At 66.9% G+C, this 16025-nt stretch carries 18 protein-coding genes; 9 read left to right on the plus strand and 9 right to left on the minus strand.

The window, feature by feature from the left end:
• From RMO04_RS20160 to RMO04_RS20175, 4 genes are all read right to left on the minus strand, one after another.
• Nucleotides 1-995 (minus strand): NAD-dependent epimerase (locus tag RMO04_RS20160; protein ID WP_309646557.1); only part of this gene is annotated, 995 nt, incomplete at its 3' end.
• A 31-nt stretch (nt 996-1026) separates the two neighbouring features.
• Nucleotides 1027-2967: a nucleoside-diphosphate sugar epimerase/dehydratase gene (locus RMO04_RS20165; RefSeq protein WP_309646558.1), complete on the minus strand. Its 1941-nt coding sequence runs from the start codon at nt 2965-2967 to the stop codon at nt 1027-1029.
• 266 nt (nt 2968-3233) lie between these two features.
• Entirely contained in the window at nt 3234-3929 is a 696-nt protein-coding gene (locus RMO04_RS20170; protein WP_309646559.1) for a TorF family putative porin, read from the minus strand.
• Nucleotides 3930-4134: 205 nt separating this feature from the next.
• Nucleotides 4135-4938 (minus strand): SDR family NAD(P)-dependent oxidoreductase, encoded by an 804-nt coding sequence (locus RMO04_RS20175; RefSeq protein ID WP_309646560.1) that lies wholly within the window; start codon nt 4936-4938, stop codon nt 4135-4137.
• An 87-nt stretch (nt 4939-5025) separates the two neighbouring features.
• Between RMO04_RS20175 and queF the strand changes: the two genes are divergently transcribed.
• Nucleotides 5026-5481: a preQ(1) synthase gene (queF, locus tag RMO04_RS20180; protein ID WP_309646561.1), complete on the plus strand. Its 456-nt coding sequence runs from the start codon at nt 5026-5028 to the stop codon at nt 5479-5481.
• A 299-nt stretch (nt 5482-5780) separates the two neighbouring features.
• On the opposite strand, the gene RMO04_RS20185 is transcribed toward queF, so the two are convergent.
• On the minus strand, nt 5781-6392 hold the full coding sequence (locus RMO04_RS20185) for a nitroreductase (protein WP_309646562.1): 612 nt from the start codon (nt 6390-6392) through the stop codon (nt 5781-5783).
• Between the two features lie 80 nt (nt 6393-6472).
• Here RMO04_RS20185 and RMO04_RS20190 point away from each other — a divergent pair, with 80 nt between their 5' ends.
• Together RMO04_RS20190 and cysE are read left to right on the plus strand one after the other, a co-directional pair.
• Nucleotides 6473-7087, plus strand: coding sequence for an NUDIX hydrolase (locus tag RMO04_RS20190; protein WP_309646563.1), 615 nt, complete (start codon nt 6473-6475; stop codon nt 7085-7087).
• A gap of 28 nt (nt 7088-7115) precedes the next feature.
• The gene (gene cysE / locus RMO04_RS20195) at nt 7116-7946 is read left to right on the plus strand and encodes a serine O-acetyltransferase (protein ID WP_309646564.1); all 831 of its coding nucleotides are present in this window, start codon (nt 7116-7118) and stop codon (nt 7944-7946) included.
• Here the strand turns inward: cysE and RMO04_RS20200 are convergent.
• Together RMO04_RS20200 and RMO04_RS20205 are read right to left on the minus strand one after the other, a co-directional pair.
• The gene (locus RMO04_RS20200; RefSeq protein ID WP_309646565.1) at nt 7934-9082 is read right to left on the minus strand and encodes an MFS transporter; all 1149 of its coding nucleotides are present in this window, start codon (nt 9080-9082) and stop codon (nt 7934-7936) included. The genes cysE and RMO04_RS20200 overlap by 13 nt on opposite strands.
• Nucleotides 9083-9255: 173 nt before the next feature.
• Entirely contained in the window at nt 9256-10326 is a 1071-nt protein-coding gene (locus tag RMO04_RS20205) for a beta-N-acetylglucosaminidase domain-containing protein (protein ID WP_309646566.1), read from the minus strand.
• Between the two features lie 138 nt (nt 10327-10464).
• Between RMO04_RS20205 and RMO04_RS20210 the strand changes: the two genes are divergently transcribed.
• The gene (locus RMO04_RS20210; RefSeq protein ID WP_254837089.1) at nt 10465-10671 is read left to right on the plus strand and encodes a DUF3126 family protein; all 207 of its coding nucleotides are present in this window, start codon (nt 10465-10467) and stop codon (nt 10669-10671) included.
• A 74-nt stretch (nt 10672-10745) separates the two neighbouring features.
• On the opposite strand, the gene RMO04_RS20215 is transcribed toward RMO04_RS20210, so the two are convergent.
• Complete coding sequence (locus RMO04_RS20215) at nt 10746-11537, minus strand: PhoH family protein (protein ID WP_309646567.1); 792 nt, start codon at nt 11535-11537, stop codon at nt 10746-10748.
• A 293-nt stretch (nt 11538-11830) separates the two neighbouring features.
• On the opposite strand from RMO04_RS20215, the gene RMO04_RS20220 reads away from it, so the two are divergent.
• The 3 genes from RMO04_RS20220 to RMO04_RS20230 are packed head-to-tail and all read left to right on the plus strand — an operon-like array spanning nt 11831 to nt 13425.
• Entirely contained in the window at nt 11831-12361 is a 531-nt protein-coding gene (locus tag RMO04_RS20220) for a gamma carbonic anhydrase family protein (protein ID WP_309646573.1), read from the plus strand.
• Nucleotides 12362-12375: 14 nt separating this feature from the next.
• Entirely contained in the window at nt 12376-12588 is a 213-nt protein-coding gene (locus RMO04_RS20225) for a hypothetical protein (RefSeq protein WP_309646568.1), read from the plus strand.
• Between the two features lie 54 nt (nt 12589-12642).
• Nucleotides 12643-13425, plus strand: a complete 783-nt coding sequence (locus RMO04_RS20230; protein WP_309646569.1) for an enoyl-CoA hydratase-related protein — start codon at nt 12643-12645, stop codon at nt 13423-13425.
• A 5-nt stretch (nt 13426-13430) separates the two neighbouring features.
• Here RMO04_RS20230 and RMO04_RS20235 read toward each other — a convergent pair whose 3' ends face one another.
• On the minus strand, nt 13431-14390 hold the full coding sequence (locus RMO04_RS20235) for a YafY family protein (protein ID WP_309646570.1): 960 nt from the start codon (nt 14388-14390) through the stop codon (nt 13431-13433).
• Nucleotides 14391-14471: 81 nt separating this feature from the next.
• Between RMO04_RS20235 and RMO04_RS20240 the strand changes: the two genes are divergently transcribed.
• Together RMO04_RS20240 and RMO04_RS20245 are read left to right on the plus strand one after the other, a co-directional pair.
• The gene (locus RMO04_RS20240) at nt 14472-15044 is read left to right on the plus strand and encodes a DUF1579 domain-containing protein (RefSeq protein ID WP_309646571.1); all 573 of its coding nucleotides are present in this window, start codon (nt 14472-14474) and stop codon (nt 15042-15044) included.
• Between the two features lie 99 nt (nt 15045-15143).
• Nucleotides 15144-16025, plus strand: an 882-nt coding sequence (locus RMO04_RS20245; protein ID WP_309646572.1) for a GMC family oxidoreductase N-terminal domain-containing protein, incomplete at its 3' end; no start/stop codon positions are given.

A 16025-nucleotide genomic window follows, 5' to 3' on the forward strand; every position in this document is an offset into this window, starting at 1 on the left:
AGGTACCAGTCGACGAAGTTGGAGACGCCGGTCTCGATCGGGGTCTTCGGCGCGTAGTCCAGGGCCGCCTTGGTCTCGGTGACATCGGCCTCGGTGCGGGCCACGTCGCCGGGCTGCATGGGCAGGAGGTTGAGCTCCGCCTTGCGGCCCAGCTTCTGCTCGAGGACCTCGATGTAGCGCATCAGTTCGACGCGGGTGCTATTTCCCAGGTTGAGGATCCGCCAGGGCGCCACCCCGCTGGTGGCGGGGTCGGGGGCTTGCGGGTCCCAGTTCGGATCCGCGGCTGGGGGCCGGTCGAGGGCGGCGACCACGCCGGAGACGATATCGTCCACATAGGTGAAGTCGCGCTGCATGCGACCCTCGCCATAGACGTCGATGGGACGCCCCGCGAGGATCGCTTCGGTGAACTTGAACAGCGCCATGTCGGGACGGCCCCACGGACCGTAGACGGTGAAGAACCGGAAGCCGGTGGCGGGCACGCCGAACAGGTGGGCGTACGAATGGGCCATCGACTCGTTGGCGAGCTTGGTGGCCGCGTAGAGTGTGATCGGATGGTGCACCGGATCGTGCACCGAGAACGGCAGCTTTCCATTGGCGCCATAGACGGAACTGGTCGAGGCGAAGACCAGGTGGCGCGGCTGAACGGCGCGGCAGCCCTCGAGGATGTTGCCGAAACCGACCACATTGGAGTCCACATAGGCCTCCGGCTTTTCGAGGCTGTAGCGGACGCCGGCCTGGGCGGCCAGGTTGATCACGCCCTCCGGCTGGGTCTCGGCGAAGAGGGCCGCGACAGCGTCCCGGTCGACCAGGTCGATGGTGGCGTGGCGATAGCCCTCACGGGCCTCCAGGCGCGCCAGGCGGGCCTGTTTCAGGGTCGGGTCGTAGTAGGCGTTGAGATTGTCGAGCCCGACCACCGTGTCGCCGCGATCAAGCAGCCGGTGGGCGACATGAGAACCGATGAAGCCGGCTGTGCCGGTGACCAGGATAAGCGCCATGCAGCCCGATTAGACGGTCTTGGCGCGGGCGTCACCCGTTGGCGACAACCCGCAGGGTTGGCGCGGCGCCGGGCTTCTCGCCGCGGATCTGGCCAACAAGGTCGAACAGCGCGCGGCGGACATCCTCGACATCGCCCATCTCGGCCAGGCCTTCGATCTCGACCAGGTGGCTGCTGGTGATGCGCAGGGCCGAGGAGGTGACCACCTCCATGACCTTGGGGGCACAGGGCAGGGAGCGTTCGGTTTCATCCAGAAGCGCCTCGGTCAGCTTCTCGCCGGGGCGCAGGCCGGTGATCTCGATCTCGATGTCCTTGCCGGGCGTGCGGCCGGACAAGGCGATCATCTGGCGCGCCAGGTCCATGATCCGGACCGGCTCGCCCATTTCCAACAGGAACAGGCGGGCGCCGGCGTTCTCGTCGCCCTCGGCGCAAGTGGCCGTGGCATGGAGGACGAGCTGGGCGGCCTCCGGAATGGTCATGAAGAAGCGCTCGATTTCCTCGTGGGTCACTGTCACCGGGCCGCCGCGATCGATCTGAGACTTGAAGATCGGCACCACCGAGCCCGCCGAGCCCAGGACATTGCCAAACCGCACGGCGGAGAACCGCGTGCCTTGGCCGGCCTGCTGGGCCTGAATCACGGCCTCGGCCAGACGCTTTGTGGCGCCCATGACGTTGGAGGGGTCGACGGCCTTGTCCGTGGAGATCAGCACCATCTGTGCCGCGCCGCAGGACTTGGCCGCCTCGGCCACGTTCCAGGTGCCGACAACGTTGGTGAGCACGCCTTCGCAGGGGTGCCGCTCGACCATGGAGACGTGCTTGAGCGCCGCGGCGTGGAAGACCAGGTGCGGCTTTTCCTTCCGGAACGCCTGCTCGAGGCGCCGGGCGTTGCGCACGTCGCAAAGGACTGCGCTGCGCGACAGCGCCGGCCAGGTCTCACTCATCTCGCGGTCGATCTCGAACAGCGAGGTCTCCGAGAAGTCCATCATGGTCACGTGGGCGGCCTGGAAGGCGGCCACCTGGCGGCAGAGCTCCGCGCCGATCGAGCCGCCGGCGCCGGTGATCAGCACCCGGCGTCCGCGGATCAGGGCGCCGACCGCGGCGCGGTCCAACTCGATGGGGTCACGGGCCAGCAGTTCCTCGACGCTGATCTCGCGCATCGGCAGCAGGGCCATGCCATCCTGGTGGGCCAGTTCGACGATGGAAGGCAGGCGCAGAAGGCGGATGCCGTCATTCTTCAGCTGGCCCAACTGGTCGGCGGTCAGGCCGCGCAGGCGGCCCGGCTCGTCCAGGAACAGGATGGCGCGGGGATAGCGGTTCCAGCGACGCAGATCGGTCAGGGCGGCGTCTAGATTGTCGAGGCTCTCGATCACGCAGACGCCACGCACCTGCTGGCCCACGTCGCGGGCGTCGGAACCGACGATGCCGACCGGGGTCCAGGCATGGTCGTGGCGGCGGGCGACGTCGCGCAGGTAGGAGTCGGCCAGAGAGGGCGGGCCGATCAGCAGCAGCGACGGCGCCTGGGGCGCACGGTCCTTGACGGTCTTCAGAGGCGCGAAGGAATCCAGCGCATGCTCGTGCAGGGCGCGGCGCACGATGCGCGCGCCCATGCAGCCGACCATCTGGAAAATGACCGCCATGGCCAGCGCGGAGCGTGGAAGACTGTCGGCGCGGTCAACCACGAAGACCGTGAGCAGGAAGACGCCGGCGGTGAGGAATGCCGTGCGGGTCAGCACCAGGGCGTCGGGAATCGACACGTAACGCCACGGCGAAAGCTCCCGGCGGAAGATCGTGGAAAACACCGCGGCGAGCGCGCCGTAGATGCCGACCAACTGGAGGAGCTTGAACGCGGGAAGGCCCGCGGCGCCCAATTCCAGGACGCGAGCGGAGGAAAGGACATAGGCCAGGAAGAAGGCCCCAGCCGCGATAAGGGTGTCCGCGACGACGGTCTGGGCCCGATTGGCCATCTGCTCCATGAGTCGCGCTCCGCTCGTCGTTAACCGCAACATAGACGCGCGCACGCGACCGTCCAATGAAACTCGGGGACTGATGTTTGGCTCCCACAGTGGGAGCACTTTTCGCGCAACAGGGGAACCGTTCTTCTCCTGGGGCGGGTATATGCAAACAGAAAAGCCGCCCCGGTGGCGGGGCGGCTCCTCATAGGCCTAAATTACTGAAAAGCCCAAGAGTTGTTCGTTTCCGATCCGAAACGAACCTGTCTGCGACCTCAGGATCGACGACCCTAGAACACGACCTTGATGCCGGCGACGACGCGGCTGTCGTAGATGTCGCCGAAGCCGTGCTCGTCGGTGTCGTGATAGCGCAGGTCCAGACCCACCTTGTCGGTGAGGGCGTAGCCAACGCCGAGGTTCCAAGTGGTGTAGTCGAAGGGACCTTCGACGTTCTGCTTGCCGATGGCGCCCGAGACGCTGACCTTCTCGGCGACCGGCGCGGAGCCGTTCAGCTCGAAGTAGGTCGCTTCGCCGGTGCCGCCGAAGAAGTCGCTGGAATAGAAGAAGACGGCGCCGACGGTGGCCGGACCGACGGCCGTCGAGCCCGCGACCTTCCATTCGACATAGTCTTCATCGGCGCCCGAAGCCTGGTTCAGGTAGCCGTAATAGACCACGCCCAGATCGAGGTTGATCGGACCCAGCGTCGGCTTGACGCCGGCGTAGATATCGACTTCGCCATTGGTGTCGCCGCCGAAGTCGACGTTCGAGATCCAAACGCCCGCATAGCCGATGCCGCCGATGGTCGCGTCGACGCCGCCGAAAACCTGCGGGTTCTCGTCAGTCTGGCTCACGCCACGGAACACATAGTCCGATGCCGCGCCGACATTGAAGGAAAAGTCGAACGGCGCGGCGTCCTGCGCGAAGGCTGCGCCGCCCATGGCGACGGAGGCGGCGGCGGCGAAAAGCGTAGTCTTAATGAGTTTCATTTCGTTTATCCCCTTATCATCGATCGAGCTTCGCCCAATCGTCTGGGGAGATCGCCATGTCGGCGAGACCGAGATCAACGCGAGGGGGCCCGATGTACGGCTCTACCTAAGCCGTGATCGATTCTTGAGCGTTAACGCGCGTGTGAGCCTGTTTCTTGGGCGATCGGCTGTGCCTTTCGAGCAACGGTCACGCCACGCGCACCGGTTAGCGCATGGAAAGTGGGGCGTAGTTCAGGTGAGTCCCAGCGTCGACCAGCAGGGTCTCGCCGGTGATGTGGCGCGAAGCGGTTGAGGCCAGGAACACGGCGGCGGCGGCCACGTCTTCGGCGGTGGAGGCGGCCTTCAACGGCGTATTAGCGGCCGCGCCGGCCCGGACGCGCGCGGCCTGTTCGGCGCCCACGCCCTTCCCGAACCATGGCGTGTCTATGAAGCCGGGACAGATGGCGTTGACCCGGATCTTGGGCGCCAGCGCGCGGGCCAGCGATAGAGTCATGGTGTTCATCGCGCCCTTGGAAGCGGCATAGGGCACCGAGGAGCCGATCCCGGCCACGCCCGCGATGGACGAGGTATTGACCACCGCGCCAGGCTGGGGCGCTGCCTCCAGCAGGATTTTGCAGGCCCTGACCATCTGGAATGCGCCCACCACGTTCACGCCGTAGAGCCGCAGGAAGTCCTCGGCCGAGACCGCCTCCATATCGGCATGGTTGGGCGCGAACTTGGTCACTCCGGCGTTGTTGAACAGCGCGTCGATCCGACCGAACGGCTCGGCCGCCGCCGCGATCCTGCGGCAGTCGGCGTCGCTGGCGACGTCCCCCTGGACCAGCACGGCCTGAGCGCCCTCGGCCTTCACCAGGCGCGCGGTTTCGTCAGCCTCCTCGGCGCTGCTGGCATAGTTGATGATCACGGCGGCCGCGCCGCGACCGGCGGTTTCGATCGCGATCGCGCGGCCCAATCCTGTCGAGGCTCCGGTCACCACCACAACGAAGTTCTCGAAATCCCTGCCGGCCATCGCACGCTCCAACTTGAGTAATCGGTTGGCGCTCACTGTCGGCCGTCTCGGTTGCCGCGCGCAAGCCCAAGGGCTACATCGCCGACGATGGACGAGACGCATCTGACCCAGTTGGGCCGCGAGGTCCGCGGATTCGACAGCCCCGAGGCCGCGGTCCTGGCGCGCGTGCCCAATCCGCAGGCCGATGTGCTGTATCTGGCCCGTTTCACGGCGCCGGAGTTCACCTCGCTGTGCCCCGTGACCGCCCAGCCCGATTTCGCCCATCTGGTGATCGACTACGCGCCGGGCGATTGGCTGATCGAATCCAAGTCGCTGAAACTCTATCTGTGCGCCTTCCGCAATCACGGGGCCTTCAACGAGGACTGCACGGTGGCGATCGGGCGCAGGATCGTGGAGGTCGCCGCGCCGCGGTGGCTGCGCATCGGCGGCTATTGGTTCCCGCGCGGCGGCATTCCAATCGACGTCTTCTGGCAAAGCGGGCCCGCGCCGGAGGGATTATGGATTCCCGACCAAGGCGTCGCGACCTATCGCGGACGGGGTTGATTTAGAATTCGTCCCTTGGAAACGCTAATCGTCCGAGGTCGAACGGTTGCTTTTGCACCGACGGTCGAATCGGCGAGAGTATTCGCGCCATTCAATACAACCCTCGATCTCAACCGACCTAGGCTGGCCTGTCGCGAAGCGGGCGAGCTTGGCTGTGACGGTGTCGGCGTCGACTAGCCGACGGGGGCGCGGTATGCTATGAGGACATCGCCCATCTCTCCTCGGGCGTGTCACACTTCAGGCCGGGCGGCGCGCCATCGCCGTCCGGCCGTCGTGTATCTGGGCTGGACCGGCGCCGATCAGGGGCGCCACAGCGTGGTGAGCGCGACGGAATCGGGCCGTTCACGCTCCATCGGCGGGTCTTTCGGCGTTCCCATGAAGATGAATCCGGCGACCCGCTCATGCTCCGCAAGACCAAGCAGGGCCTTGGCTTGCGCATCATAGGCGTACCAGTCGGTGATCCAGTTGGCGCCATAGCCCAGGGCCTGGGCGGCGTAGAGCAGGGTCGTGCAGACCGCGCCTGCCGAGAGCTCCTGCTCCCACAGTGGAATCTCGTGGGCCACGGCGCGCGAGACCACCGCGATTCCAACCGGCGGGAGCTTGAGTTTGGCCAGCTTGGCCGCCGCGCGGGGGTCGCCACGGCCCAAGGCGAGGGCCTCAAGCTTGGCTGCGAAGGCCGCCTTGCCCTCTGAATCGAGGATAATGAACCGCCACGGCGACAACTTCCCGTGATCGGGCACGCGGGCGGCCAACTGAATCAGGGCGGCGATTTCGTCGGGTCCAGGGCCGGGCTCGGCCAGGGTCACCGCCGAGGAGGACCTTCTCCGCGTGAGAAAATCGAGCACCTCGAGGTGAGGCGGCTGGTCGACGGGGGTCCCGAAGACCGGCGTGGGGGGTAGCGCGATGGTCACGTCCGGGCCTCGTTAGGAAAGCCGATAGAGGAGTCCTTTATTGAAGCGGGAGACGGGCTTCTGCAAGGCTAGTTGAGAATATGTCGCAAAAACCCGACTGGCTGGTCGCGCACGGAACGCCCTGGAAGGCGGGCGAACCCCGGCGCGTCTATGACAATCCCTGGATCGCCGTGACCGAGCAGACCGCCGTCGCGCCGACCGGAAAGCCGGCGCTGTATGGGCTTGTCGCCTTCAAGAACCGCGCCTTGGCGATCTTGCCGCTCCACGACGACGCAACGGTGACCCTGGTGGGACAGCACCGCTTCCCCTTCGCCGACTATAGCTGGGAGATCCCGGAGGGCGGCGGACCGCTGGACGAGCCGCCGCTGGCCGGCGCCCGGCGCGAGCTGCTGGAGGAAACCGGCCTTGAGGCCGAACAGTGGACCGAGATCCTGCGAATGCAGCTCTCCAACTCGGTCACCGATGAACTGGCGATCGGGTATCTGGCCACCGGCCTAACCCAGTCCCAGGCGGAGCCGCGGGGCGACGGGACGGAGGACATCGCCCGCGTTCGCGCGCCATTCCGCGAGGTTCTGGACGCGACCATGGCCGGCCACATTCAAGACGCCCTGACAGTGGCGATGCTGCTCCGGGGATACCATATGGCTCGTGAAGGCCTTTTGCCGGACGCCTTGGCGCGTGGCATGCTAGAATAGGGGAACCGCCGTGGGACGGGAGGAGCCTTTGAGCCAACGTCTGGAAGTCATCGAGATCGGCGCGCCGCCGCCTGTCTGGGCGTCGCTGCGCAACGAGGCCGAGCGTGCCGCCAAGGCCGAACCGGCCCTGGCGTCGCTGCTGAACGCCGTGGTGTTGAGCCATGAGGACCTGGGCGCGGCCCTGTCCTACCAATTGGCGCGCAAGCTCGGCGACCAAGAGCTGCGGGCCATGAGCCTGCGCGAACTGGCCGACGCCGCCTATCGCAGCGATCCGGGCTTGGTGGACACCGCCGAGCGGGACCTGAAGGCCGTGTTCGAACGCGACCCCGCCTGCAAGGGCTATGTGCAGCCGTTCCTGTTCTTCAAGGGTTTTCAGGCCCTGCAGACCCAACGCGTGGCGCATTGGCTGTGGCACCAGGGGCGCGAGACCATCGCGCTCTACCTGCAGAGCCGCATGTCCGAAATCTTCCAGGTCGACATCCATCCGGCCACCAAGATCGGATCAGGTGTGTTCATCGACCACGGCACGGGCATCGTCATCGGCGAGACCGCGGTGATCGGCGACGACGTCTCCATGCTGCAGGACGTGACCCTGGGCGGGACGGGCGCGGAACGCGGCGACCGCCATCCGAAGATCGGCAAGGGCGTCCTGCTGAGCGCCGGCGCCAAGGTGCTGGGCAATATCCACATCGGCGACTACGCCAAGATCGCGGCGGGCTCGGTGGTGTTGAAGCCTGTTCCGGCGGGTTGCACCGCCGCCGGCGTGCCCGCGCGCCTGGTCAATTGCCCGACCTGCGAAGAACCGGCGCGCAGCATGGATCAAACCTTGGCCGAGGCGGTCTACGACTACGTGATCTGAGGCGCTTGGCGGTAGTAGCGCCGTAGCAACGCGAACGCGCAGGCGGTTCCGGCCAGGGAGATCAGGATCGCCGCGGACGGCGGCGCGCCCAGGCTGAGCATGCCGGCCGCCGCCAGACAGCCGACGGCGCCGCCGGCGTCCCAGCCCCCTTCGGCGGCGACCTGAAACCGCAGCGAGCAGGGCGAGGCCTGGGACTGGTTGTAGATCGCCGTCATCTCGACCGGCGTGTAGATCGCCATGACCAGCGCGCCCAGGGCGTTGGCGGCCACCGCCAGCGTCGGATCGCCGTATCCGGCGGCGCGCGCGAGGACCCCCGCCGCCGCGGTTCCAGAGGCCAGCCAGACGATCCAGCCGCCGTGACCGGCATCGATGAAGCGGCCGAGAACCAGGCCGGCGACCGCGCCGACGACCGCGGCGAGCGCCACGGCGCCGCCAAAGGCGGTGAAGCTCTCTCCCAGGGAAATGAAGAGCGCGATCTGCCAGACGAAATGAAAGCCCGAGGCGAACAGCCCGCCGGCCGCGAAGATCAGCGCGCCGGGCAGGGCGGCGCGAAGCGCGCCGGGCGCCTGGTCGAGAACCGCGATGTCCGGCGTCTTGAGCAGGGGCAGGGCCGATATCATAAGCACGACAGCCGTAACGCCGAACGCAATCTGCGGCCCGACGGTCACCAGGGCCCAGCCGGTGAGCAATGGGGCGGCGATGCCGACGACGGCGGCGATGGCCTCGCGCGCGCCGATCTGATGGCCGCGGTGTTCGGAGTCCCCGAGCGACGCGAAATAGGCGTGGTACGAGGTCCAGTAGAAAGTGTCGCCGATCGAGGCGACGACGCAGAGCGCCAATAGCGCCCAGCCGACGCCGTCGACCTGGGCCAGCAGCGGGTACTGCAAGGCCGTTAGGATGGTGCCGGCGATGACCAGCGGCTTCAGGCCGAACCGCTTGCCCAGCGGCAGCACGAACGGGCGGATGCAGAACCGGCCGATCAGGATGGCGGCGAGAGAGGCCAGCACCCCTGGCGCGGGAACGCCGGCGCGCAGCAGGAAGACGGCGAAGAACGCGCCGCCGCCGCTGAGCGCCAGGGCGTGGACGCCATAGTGCAGGTTGAGAAGGTTTACTGTGGTGTTGCGGAAGAACGCCATGTCGGCTGGATTCCCAAGAGTGACGGGCACGGATCAACGAACGTCGCGAACCTGGCTCAGGCGGCCAGGGCGAAGGCGTTGATCAGGAGGTCACTGGGTGGGACTCTTCCGCTGTCTGGGGGCGTCTAAGCCTGACTTTAGGCTGGCCTTTTCGGGGGTCAAGGCGAACCGCCTCAGGAGGCGTCCATCTCGGCCTGGGTGACCCGGTAGGCGCCGTCCAGCCAGGCCAGGACCTCGCGTGCGCCCGCATGATCGAAGCGCTGATATCGGGCCCGCATCCGCCGGACATTCTCGTCCGTCAGTCGATCGAGACCGAAGCCCTGGATCTGGGTCAGGTTGAGCTGGAGCGCGGCGGCGAGGTCTGGTCCTAGCACCTCGGCGGCCGCGCGCTGTAAGGCGGCTCCGTATTCATAGGCGGGCCCTCGGAGATAGCTTTCAGCCAGGGTGATGGCCGGAATCTGCGACAGGACCGGTTGCAGGGCCGGATTGACGGCGTGCGCCGACAGGTGTGGGCCGATCGACGCAGGGCGCCCGGTGAAGGCGCGGACATGCAGGAAGGGCGACATCAGCGGCCCGTCATTGACCGGATAGTTGTCCCAGAGGAACGGCTTGCGGCGGAGCTGGCCGCCCACGCGCGCCAGGTGGCCCGCGCTGTATTCGCGCGAACAGACTTCCTCGCCCGTCCAGAACACCTCGATGGCGGGATCTAGGCCGGCGCCCAGGTCTTCCAGGTAGTTCTCCGGCCGCTGGCCGAACACCCGGTCCAAGATCGGATCGTCGGTATAGTAGGACGGGCAGACGATGAGCCGTGTGGCGGTGGTCCGTTCGGCGATCCAGTGGACGATGCGAATCTGATTCGCCGCCAGGTCCGGCAGATCGCCCCGCATGTCGTCGAACAGGATGGCGAGATCGTCGAGGCCCAGGCTCTCGAGGTCCTCGAGCTTGGCGGCCAGGGCCGCCTGCGCGTCAGCGCCGAAGTCGCGATAGATTTCATAGGGGCTGAGGCCCACCCCGAAGCGGACGCCCAGGTCGCGACAGGAGGCCGAGAAAGCGCGCAGGCGCTCGGCCTCTTCGGGGGGGTGCGGCTCCTGCCAACGGCGGCGCAGGAAGGGGTCGGCCTTGGGCGCATAGATGTGGAAGCCGTAGCCGTGGGCCGACAGCCGCGCGATCACGTCTTCCCGGTCAGCCCAGGACCAGGGCTTGCCGTAATAGCCTTCGATCAAACCCAGTTCGACGCCCGCCACCTCTGCCTCCCGCCCTGATTTGCCGGCAGACTAGACGCGCCGGCCGCCGCATCCCCAGCTTTTTCCCGCCCAGGCGCTTTCACCGCGAGACCAAAGCGCGCTAGGTTCCGGCCGAATTTGACGCAGGAGCACGGCGTGCTGGACGAAAAGACTATCCGCAAGATCGAAGGCCACCTGCGCGGCACCTTCGCCAACGCCCGCATCACCCTGACGCCCCGTCCGAAGCAGAAGGACTCCGCCGAAGTCTATGTGGGCGAGGAGTTCATCGGCGTGGTGTTCGAGGACGAGGACGGCGACGGCTCGTTCATGTTCGAGATGGCGATCCTGGCGGAAGACCTGCCCTAGGGGCTCGCCCACGAAAAAGCCGGCCCCGGGGCGGTTTCCGGGACCGGCGAAGATTTCGATGAGAATCTAGAGCCTCAGAGCACGCCCAGCATTTCGGCCACCAGCGGGTGGCGGACGATGTCGACGTCTTTCAGGCGCACGACGGCGATGTTGGTCAGGGCGTCGAACTTGTCGGCCACCGGTCCCAGGCCCGAAAGCTCGGGCAGCAGGTCGGACTGGTTGGGGTCGCCGGTCACCACCATGGTCGAGTGCCAGCCCAGCCGGGTCAGCAGCATCTTGAGCTGGCCATAGGTGCAGTTCTGCGCCTCGTCGATCACCACGAAGGCGTTGTTGAGCGTGCGGCCGCGCATGAAGCCGACTGGAGCGATCTCGATGGCGCCCTCAGCCATCAGGGCGCGAACCCGCTTCATGGACAGCCGATCCGACAGGGCGTCGTAGAGCGGCCGCAGATAGGGCGCGAGCTTGTCCTCGGCGTCGCCGGGCAGGTAGCCGATGGATTCGCCGGCTTCCACCGCGGGCCGGGAGAGCACGATGCGCCCGACCTTGCCGGCTTCCAGGGCCTCGACCGCCTTGGCGATGGCAAGATAGGTCTTGCCGGTCCCGGCGGGGCCGAGCGCCATGACCAGGTTCTTGGCGTCGATCGCGTCGATCAGCTCCTGCTGGCCAGGGGACTTGGCCTTGATGGTCTTCACATAGCCCTGGTCGCGACCCTGATCGCGGTCGTCGTTGTGATGGGCCAGCGGCGACCAGGCCCGATCGGCTACTGGCAGACGGCGAATCTTGCCGTCATCCTCGAACTGGCCGGCGTCGAACGCGCCTTCGCGCAGTTGTCGCTTGAGAGCTCGCTTGGTCATCAAGGCCTCCATCGGGGCAAGAAAAAAGGGCGAAGCCGGAATGGCTCGCCCTTGGTCATCGGCAGATCAGAATTGGAACGGCGGCGTCGCGCGCTGCGGCCTGGCGGCTCGCTTCCGGTTTGTGATCCGGGCGGGAGAACCCGCCGAAGCAGACGCGACACCCTGTACTCCGTCCAAACGCAAGGCCGACTCGCGGTGGGATGCGGGAAGGTGTTTCACCCTCTCGAATCGCACGACTAAGATGATGCTAGCTAGGTTTACGAATGGTTAAACACACCATTCTGTTTAAGAAACGGGGTCTACGGATGAGTGTCTACAACTTGGGCGGTGTAGCCCCGGAACTGCCTAGCGATGATGAATACTGGATTGCACCCAACGCAGCCGTCCTTGGTCACGTGATTCTCAAGAAGAATGCATCGGTTTGGTTCGGTGCGACAATTCGCGGCGACAACGACCCGATCATCATCGGGGAGAATTCCAACGTTCAGGACGGCAGCGTCCTGCACACCGATAGCGGCTCCCCGCTGACCATCGGCGCCAATGTGACGGTCGGGCATATGGTCATGCTGCACGGCTGCACGATCGGCGACAATTCGCTGGTCGGGATCGGGTCGATCGTCCTGAACGGCGCGCGAATCGGGAAGAACTGCCTGATCGGCGCCAACTGCCTGATCACCGAAGGCAAGGAGATCCCCGACAATTCCCTGGTCATGGGCGCCCCCGGCAAGGTGGTGCGCGAGATCAGCGACGAGCAGGCCCGCGTGATCGGCGGCGGCGCGATGCACTATGTGGCCAACTGGAAACGCTATCGCGCCGGCCTGACGCCGGTGGCCTGACCGCTGGATCGACCATGGACATTCGAACCCTGGTGGACGTCGCCATAGACGAGGACCCCCGGGCGCCGTGCCTGTGGGTCCCCTCCGAGGCCTGGGAGGAATTTTGCACCGCCGTTCGTCGCAGTCCCAACCTGATCGGAGCGGTGATCTATCGCGATAAGACGATCCGCGACGGCGGGCCGGGGACCGATATCGTCACCGGCTCGGAACAGGGTCGGCGCGCTTGACGGACGTAGGGGCGCCCGGCGAGCGTCGCGGCAACGACATCAGGAGGACGCGCCATGGCCTATGAGTTCATCAAGGTGGACCGCGAGGGTCCGGTCACCATCATCACCCTGAACCGGCCCGAGGTGATGAACGCCCTGCACTCGGCGGCGCACTTCGAGCTGCATGAGGCCTTCGACGCCTTCGCCGCCGACCCGGAGCAGTGGGTGGGCATCGTCACCGGCGCCGGAGAGCGGGCCTTCTCGGCCGGCAACGACCTGAAACACCAGGCCATGGGCGGCGACATGAAAAGCCCGCCGTCGGGCTTCGCGGGCCTGACCTCGCGGTTCGACCTGACCAAGCCGCTGATCGCCGCGGTCAACGGCGTGGCCATGGGCGGCGGGTTCGAGATCGCGCTGGCCTGCGACCTGATCATCGCCTCCGAAGCCGCCACCTTCGCCCTGCCGGAACCGCGGGTGGGCCTGGCCGCTCTGGCCGGCGGCCTGCACCGCCTGCCGCGCGCCATCGGCCAGAAGCAGGCCCTGGGAATGATCCTGACGGGACGGCGGGTCTCGGCGGCGGAGGGCCAAACCCTGGGCTTCGTCAACGAGGTGGCCAAGCCCGACGAGCTGATGGCGGTGGCGCGGAAATGGGCCGCCCAGATCTGCGAGCTGTCGCCCATGTCGATCCGCGCCTCCAAAGAGGCGGTGTTCAAGGGCCTGGACGAACCCAGCCTGGAAGCCGCCATCAAGGGCCAGATGCGCTACCCGGCCGCCGCGGCCCTGTTCACGTCCGAGGACTTCGTCGAGGGCCCGATGGCCTTCGCCCAGAAGCGCGCGCCGGTCTGGAAGGGGCGCTAGCCGCCTTAAGCGTAAAGCGCCGCCAGGGCTCGCGCCCGGACCGCCATGGCGGTCCGAAGCTCCGGCGGTGACAGCACCTCGATCTCAGGACCGAGGCGGAACAACTGCGTCATGGCGTTCTCTACTGTCTCGATGGGGATGACGACCTGCATCCGGCCTTCCGCGTCGGGGGCGCCGGCCGAGGCCTTGGCGGCGTCGCCGACCGCGGCGCTGAGCACGGCAAGGCGCTCCAGGCCCTTCGGCGTGACCCGCAGGGTGGCCTCGCCCTGGACCAGCCCCTCTTCGAAGCGGTCGCGCTGCTGGGTCCAGTAGGCGGCGAGATCGAAGGCCTTGATGCGATCGAACGGCTCGCCCGGGGTCAGGGACTTGATGTTGGAGAGCCGGTAGGTGCGCGGCGTCCCGGCGACCGAGGCCACCAGGTACCAGACGCCGGCCTTCATCACGAGGCCCAGAGGCTCCAGCACCCGCTCCACCTCGCCGTCCCAGCGTTCGTAACGCACGGCGATCTTCCGCGCCGTCCAGACGGCGTCGGCCACGGCCGGCAGCAGGTCGGCGGCCTCGGAACTGCGGTACCAGCCGACGGGGTCGAGGTGAAACCGCGTGCCGACCCGCTCGGCGCTCTCGCGCGACTCCGGGGGCAGGGCGGCCAGCAATTTCAGCTTGGCCCCGATCAACGCCTCGCTGAACCCCAGGTCCTGGGCCGCGCCGGGAAGGCCCGCCAGGAACAGGCTCTCGGCCTCGCTGGAGGTGAAGCCGGTCAGCTTGGTCTTGTAGCCGTCCAACAGGTCGAACCCCCCGTTGCGGCCCCGGTCGGCATAGACCGGCACGCCCGCGGCGCTGAGGTGGTCGATGTCGCGATAGATCGTCCTGACCGAGACCTCGAATTCATCGGCCAGCGTCTGCGCCGTCTGGCGACCCCGCAGTTGCAGGATCAGCAGGATGGAGAGGAGGCGGCTGGCACGCATGAATTCGAGCCTACCAGATATACCTGACGTCGTGTGTCAGCATATGTCGACTAGACCGGGGGCGGACGAACGGAGACCCCGATGACCCCCTCAGATCTCGATCGGCGGCTGCTTCTGGCGGCCGGCCTCGCCCTCGGCGCCGCCGGCGCCGCCATGGCTCAAACCCCCGCAGGAAAGACATCCCCCATGACCGGCAAGGCAGCGCACGACTTCGACTTCAATCACGGCGTCTGGGAGGTGACGAACCGCCAGCTTCGGCAGCGCGGGGTCGGGTCGGACGACTGGGAGGTCTTCGCGTCCCATGAGACCGCTCAGATCCTGATGGGCGGCATGGTCTCCATCGACGAGGCGACCTTCCCGACCAAGGGGTTCAAGGGCATGAGCCTGCGCCTCTACGACCCGGCCAAGGACCAGTGGGCGATCTACTGGATCAACTCCAAGGATGGCCTGTTGCAGCCGCCGGTCTATGGCCGGTTCAACGACGGCAAGGGCGTCTTCGCCGGCGACGACATGGACGGGGACAAGCCGATCAAGGTGCTGTTCGACTGGAGCCGCACCGACACCGACAGCCCTCGCTGGAGCCAGGCGTTCTCGTATGACGGCGGCAAGACCTGGGAGACCAACTGGATCATGGAATTCCGCCGCCCAGCTTGACGCCACGACAGCCAGAAGGCGGTCCTCCCAGGCCTTGTTTCGGCGGCGCGTACGGGTAAATGTGCGCCAAACTTAACAGTGTTTAGGGATGGACCGCCCATGGACCGCTACGACTACGTGATCATCGGCGCGGGCTCCGCCGGGTGCGTTCTGGCCAACCGCCTGACCGAGGACGCGAGCGTGCGGGTCCTGTTGCTGGAGGCCGGCGGCAAGGACAATTCCATCATGGTCAAGATGCCGGCCGGAGTCGGCGGACTGATCGGCAAGGCCGGTCCCTACAACTGGGGATTCTGGACCGAGGAAGAGCCGCAGCTTGAGAACCGCAAGCTGTGGTGGCCCCGCGGCAAGGGCTGGGGCGGATCGTCGTCGATCAACGGCATGATCTACATTCGCGGCCATGCCCGCGACTATGACAACTGGCGCCAGATGGGCCTGCCGGGCTGGTCATACCGGGATGTCCTTCCCTACTTCAAACGCTCGGAAAGCCTGGAAGGCGGCGGTGACGCCTGGCATGGCGGCGAAGGCCCCCTCAAGGTTTCCAAGGCCTCTTCGCCCAACCCGATCTACAAGGCGACGGTCGAGGCCGGGCGTCAGGCGGGCCACGCGGTCACCAGCGATTTCAATGGCTTCCAGCAGGAAGGTTGGGGCCCGTATCAAATGACGATCCACGACGGGCAACGCTGGAGCGCCGCGCGCGCCTACCTGCACCCGGCGATGAGCCGGCCGAACCTCACCGTGGTCACCCGGGCGCTCGCCCACCGGATCCTGTTCGACGGCACCCGGGCCACCGGCGTCGAGTACTCCACACGCGGCGGCCGCCATCTCGAACGGATCGAGGCGGGCGAAGTGATCTTGTGCGGCGGCGCGTTCAACTCGCCGCAGCTGCTCCAGCTCTCTGGCGTCGGCGACACCGAGCACCTGCGCACACTCGGCATCGCGCCGGTGCATCACCTGCCCGCCGTCGGCCGGCACCTGCAGGAC

Origin of the sequence: Phenylobacterium sp., from assembly GCF_031412415.1 — a bacterium.
GTDB lineage: Bacteria > Pseudomonadota > Alphaproteobacteria > Caulobacterales > Caulobacteraceae > Phenylobacterium.